General features: G+C 46.0%; 2 protein-coding genes. Both read left to right on the forward strand.

The window, feature by feature from the left end; all coding sequences use genetic code 11:
- A partial coding sequence (locus AWU74_RS11825; protein WP_238580209.1) for a hypothetical protein occupies nt 1-397 on the forward strand: 397 nt, incomplete at its 5' end.
- Nucleotides 351-812 (forward strand): hypothetical protein, encoded by a 462-nt coding sequence (locus tag AWU74_RS06440; RefSeq protein ID WP_062328619.1) that lies wholly within the window; start codon nt 351-353, stop codon nt 810-812. The genes AWU74_RS11825 and AWU74_RS06440, both read left to right, overlap by 47 nt.
- The last annotated feature ends 36 nt before the right edge of the window (nt 813-848 follow it).

An 848-nucleotide genomic window follows, 5' to 3' on the forward strand; every position in this document is an offset into this window, starting at 1 on the left:
CGCGCTTGAAGACACCCTTGTTATGTGGAACAGTTCATACGGTCATAAAGGGAGAGGCGTTGCGGTCGGCATAGCGAAGCAAAAAATCAACAAAGGCTTCGGCATCGATTCACTCTCCAGAGAAATGAGTTTGCCGGCGCAGTCGTCAGAAATGCCGCTCAATACGCTTATAAAAGGAAAAACAGGAAACCCGCAAACGGACGCCGCTAAAGATATATCAAAAAACTACGATGTTGTTCCTACGCAAGAAAAAACGGAACAGGCGAAAGGGAACACTGCCGAAGAGGGGTTGAAAAAGCCTGTTCCTGTCCCTATGAGCAGCATAGGGCTGTACAAGGTGTTGTATATCGGTGAAACAGGGGGAAAAAGACGCAGCGGTTCAAGCAGCTTTAGCTAAATTAGGCGAAACTGCAAAAGCGCTGAAAGCGCTTAAGAGCGAATTTCCAAAAGAGGATGCGGCGGAAAAAGAGCAATTTGTAGATTTTCTTTCCAAATTGTTCACGCCGGTCGCTCACCTCATAAAAAAAGAGACATACAAACATGAAGAGGAATACCGGCTCCTGTATGTTTCTTTCATAAAGAATGCGCTTGCTGAAAATTATCTGCAAACCGACACGACTTCTGACGATGTTTCCACCGGTATTTACGTTGAAACCGAAGCGATTCTGTTCAAGGATTCCACGGAGAAAGATATTGTGTATTTTGGTCCGAAAGTAAGCGAAACCACCAGATTAAGATACGAACACGCTTTCAGACATAAGGGGCTTGCGGACAACGTAGACTTAAAACCGTCAAATATACATTATCGATAAGCGCACGGCGGCGGGGGAAGCCGAGCCGATAGGCGA

Source organism: Treponema endosymbiont of Eucomonympha sp. (assembly GCF_001028545.1).